This is a genomic window from Candidatus Protofrankia californiensis (assembly GCF_900634765.1).
Classification (GTDB): Bacteria; Actinomycetota; Actinomycetes; order Frankiales; family Frankiaceae; genus Protofrankia; species Protofrankia californiensis.
In genome coordinates, this window is record NZ_CAAAFT010000437.1 from 1 (window position 1) to 4,097 (window position 4,097).

Below are 4,097 nucleotides of genomic sequence, written 5' to 3' on the forward strand. Positions count from 1 at the left end.
GCTGGACACGCTGACGCATCCACCATCCCCCTCCGACACATTCCGATGCACCGACACAGACGCCCGCGCATGCGGGACGCATCTCTGTCACCCTTCGACCTGCAGCGCGCCGCCCGGCTCCTGCTACTGCTCGGACTGCTGGGCTGCGACAACCCGGACGACCCCGACAGCCCCGACAGCCCCGACAGCCCCGACAGCCCCGACAGCCCCGACGACGGTCCGTGCGCTGGTTGCCGGCGGGCGCTGCACGCCGCGCTCACCGTCCACCCGCTCACCGTCCAGCCGAGCCCCCATACCGGCAAGCTGGGAGAGCCGCATCAGCTTCCGGGATGCGGCGTTCCACACCGCCGGCCAGCGCGTCGCCCTCGACGCCGTGGTGGACGCCGTCGTCACGACCCTGCCCGGCGAGTTGCGTAATCGCCTACCATCATCACCGTGCTGACACTGATACTGCCTGGACCGCGACACGGCAGAGCATCTGCGCTCCCGATGGTGTGACCGACAGTAACATTGGCTGGGTGCTTCGGACTCGCCGACGCTTCAGCACGCCAGCAACGGGCCGCCCGACCCTGGTCCTACTCATCCCCCTGATCGCATTCCTGGTGGCATCCCTGACGGGATGGCTGATCGCCGCCGTCCCGACCAGCAGGCCAGTTGCCGCCACCGCGGTGGCGACGCCGGTGTCCCCGCCGGACACCCTCGGCGGCCCGGCGCTCGCGGATCACGGTGTGGCGGTCAGCCCACAGGCGCTGGCGCCTCCCCCGGAGATCGCGGCCGCCGCATGGCTCGTCGCCGACGCCGACAGTGGCGCGGTGCTCGCGGCGCGGGACGCGCACGGCCAGTACCTGCCGGCGAGCACACTCAAGATCCTGACCGCGCTCGCCGTGCTGCCGCACCTGTCGCCGGCCCAGGAGGTGACAATCAGTGACGCGGCCGCGAGGGTCGACGGGACCAGGGTCGGCCTTGTCCCGGGAATGACCTATACCGTCGCCGAGCTGGCCACTGCCATGATCGTCGCAAGTGGCAACGACGCGGCCGTCGCGCTCGCCGAAGCCGCCGGTGGCACCGCAGCCACGATCACGATGATGAACCGGATCGCGGCGGATCTGAACGCCCGCAACACCCACGCCGGGGACCCCAGCGGCCTGGACGCCCCCGGTCAGACGACATCAGCATACGATCTTGCATTGCTGGGCAGGGCCGCCCTCACGAGCCCCGCCGTCAGGGGATTCCTGACGATCCCGCGAGCGACCGTCCGTGGCCGCGACGGCGCGTCCTTCCAGATCCAGAACCACAACGACCTGCTCAGTTCCTATCCGGGGACGATCGGCGTCAAGAACGGCTACACCGTTGCGGCGGGTGCCACCTACGTCGGTGCGGTCCGGCGCGGTAACCACACCCTCATCGTCACCATGCTGCGGGCGGTCCCGGCATACGCCAAGGATGCCCGTGCCCTGTTCGACTGGGGGTTCGCGTACGTCGATTCGATCACTCCGGTCGGACGGCTGGCTACGCAGGCCGACGCGGCATCGCATGCCGTCCCGGTGGCCGACGCAGCCGCCGCAGCCGCCGCAGCCGCCGGCGATCCGCCGCGAACAGGCACCGGTCACAGCAGGGACGCCAGCAGCCATGACGAGGACGGCGCAGACGAAACGTCCGGCGCCGGCGGTCACGCCGTCGGCCTGGTCACCTGGATCGCCGTCGCGGTAACGCTGATCGCCGCGATACTGACCCTGCGCCGGCGCCTTGCGCGGCGGCGGCCGTTCCCCAGCATCGGCGCGCTGCCCGGCATGGCGGCGCAACCTGCCGTGACACAGGACTCGCTCGCCTCCATCGCCTCGATCACGGAATCGGATACCGGACTCGTCCGGATCGTCACTCAACGGCGTGGTGACGGCGATGGCGATCCGGGCCGGACGGCCGGAGAGTCCACCGGGTCGCGGAAGGACCCAGCAGGTGATCGAGCGGATGATCCAGCAGACGACGATCCGGTGGGCGACGATCCGGTGGGCGAATCAGCGGGCGATTCGGCAGGCCTGGCCGGTGACCCCGCGCCGGCACCACCGTCCCTGCCGGCACCACCATTCCTGCCGGCACCGTCCTTGCCGGCAGCGTCCCTGCCGACGTCTTCAGGCCGGCCATCCGGCGCAGCGGTACCGGACGGGACGGCATCGCCGGTACCGGACGGGACGGCCTCAGCGGTGCCGGACGGCAGGATGTCGGACGCGTAGGGAGCGGTCACCGTCCACGCCGTGACCAGGAGTGTCCAGCGCATCACGATGTTGATCCAGATGAGCAGACCGATGATCACCGCGAACGTTCCGTAAACGGGATTGCGGGTTGTCATCCCGACCAGCCAGGTTCCGAGCAGCTTGAGAATCTCCACCCCGACGGCGCCGAGCAAGGCCCCTCGCATCGCACGGCGGCGGTCGGTGATCAGCGGCAACCAGAGGAACAGGCACAGGAAAATCGCTACATCCAGCGCCAACGCGATACCGAGAGCGAGCAGCGCGGTCACCACCGCCGCGGCAGTGCTGCCGGCCAGGCCGATCCACTCCAGGAACGTCCCCGACACCGAGGTGGCGAGACTGGTCACCGCGATGGAGGCGAACACAATCACCCCGAGCCCGGCCAGGACGCCGATGTCCTTCGCCCGGCGTGCCAGCACGTTGCCGACGTCCACGCTCTGATGCCAGATGATCCGGATGGCGTCCCGCAACGCGTCGATCCAGGCCAGGCCGGCCAGCAGCAGGCCGGCCAGACCGATCAGGCCGGCACCGACCTTGGCGTTGCCGATGCCGGTGACATCGAGTTTGTCCGCCATTCCCGGCAAGTAATCGTTGATCTTTTTGATCATCTCCTGCTGGACGTCGGGATAGGCGTCGACCACGAACCCCGTGATCGAGAAGGCCAGGGCGACCAGCGGAAAGAAGGACAGAAAGGCGAAATACGTTGCGGCCGCCGAGAGCCGGTCGCCGCCGTCCTCGATATATCGGTGGTAGCCGCGCACGGCATGGTCGACAAAGGGTCTTCTGCGGCGCACGGAGCCCGCGGCATCGGACACTTTCCGTGCCCCGGAGCGGACCGCACTGATCGGGTTAGCCACCAGTGCTAACTACCCATCACCCCCGACGCCGTCACGCCGGGATGCCGCTCGAACGACGGCGTCCCCTCAGCAGGCGTCCCCTCGGTAAGGAGACCACGCCAGCAAGCAAGGGGAGCACGCCAACAAGGAGAGCACGCTCAGCGCGGGATGCCGGCCATGCGGACAGCGGCCACCACATCGTCGGACAGTACCGGCCACACTTCCGCCGCCCAGGTGCCGAACTCACGGTCGGTCAGGGCCACACAGGCCGACCTCACCGCGGGATCAACCCACAGAAACGTCCCACTCCGGCCGAAGTGCCCGAAAGTAGCGGGAGAATTGGTGCTCCCCGTCCAGTGCGGCTGTTTCCCGCCGCGGATCTCGAAGCCGAGCCCCCAGTCGTTCGGCTTCTGCACGCCGAAGCCGGGCAGCACACCAGCGGTCCCCGGAAAGGCCACCGACGTTGCCAGCGCAAAGGTGGAGGGGGCCAGCAACCGCGGCGCCAGCAGCTCGGCGGCGAAACGGATCATATCGTGCATGTTCGACCACACCGCGTGCGCGGGCGAACCCCGTAGCTCGGAGGAGTCCATACCCAGCGGCGTGAACACGGACTCGGCGAGGTAGTCGGCGAACACGATCCCGGACGCCTTCTGGAGCGTCTCGCCGAGGACGTCGAAACCGGTGTTCGAGTACACCCGGCGCCGCCCGGGGCCGGCCAGCACCCGGCTGCCGGAAAACTCCAGACCCGAGGTGTGGGCGAGCAGGTGCGCGATGGTCGAACCCGGCGGACCCGCGGGATCGTCGAGGCCGAACACCCCTTCCTCCACGGCGATCAGCACCGCGTAGGCGGACAGCAGCTTCGACACCGACGCCAACCGGAACAACCTGTCCGCATCCCCGACCAACCCACCGACCGTGACCGCGCCGGGGACACCACCAGCGGCAGCATCGGGGGCGGTGTCGGAGACACCGCCGGAGCCGGAGGCAGCACCGGAGCCGGAGGCAGCACCGG

The 4,097-nt window shown here is 69.3% G+C and carries 3 protein-coding genes and 1 pseudogene; 1 reads left to right on the plus strand and 3 read right to left on the minus strand.

Annotated elements, in window-relative coordinates:
* Nucleotides 1–123 precede the first annotated feature (123 nt).
* Complete coding sequence (locus DD1DGNOD_RS27440) at nucleotides 124–393, minus strand: hypothetical protein (protein ID WP_165035233.1); 270 nt, start codon at nucleotides 391–393, stop codon at nucleotides 124–126.
* Between DD1DGNOD_RS27440 and DD1DGNOD_RS22590 the strand changes: the two are divergent.
* Nucleotides 330–1,406: pseudogene (locus tag DD1DGNOD_RS22590) on the plus strand (D-alanyl-D-alanine carboxypeptidase family protein); the annotation flags it as partial. The gene DD1DGNOD_RS27440 and the pseudogene DD1DGNOD_RS22590 sit on opposite strands and share 64 nt — an antisense overlap.
* 473 nt (nucleotides 1,407–1,879) lie before the next feature.
* Here the strand turns inward: DD1DGNOD_RS22590 and DD1DGNOD_RS22595 are convergent.
* Nucleotides 1,880–3,106, minus strand: a complete 1,227-nt coding sequence (locus DD1DGNOD_RS22595) for a YihY/virulence factor BrkB family protein (protein ID WP_131770997.1) — start codon at nucleotides 3,104–3,106, stop codon at nucleotides 1,880–1,882.
* A gap of 137 nt (nucleotides 3,107–3,243) precedes the next feature.
* Nucleotides 3,244–4,097, minus strand: an 854-nt coding sequence (locus DD1DGNOD_RS22600; protein WP_241255926.1) for a serine hydrolase domain-containing protein, incomplete at its 5' end; no start/stop codon positions are given.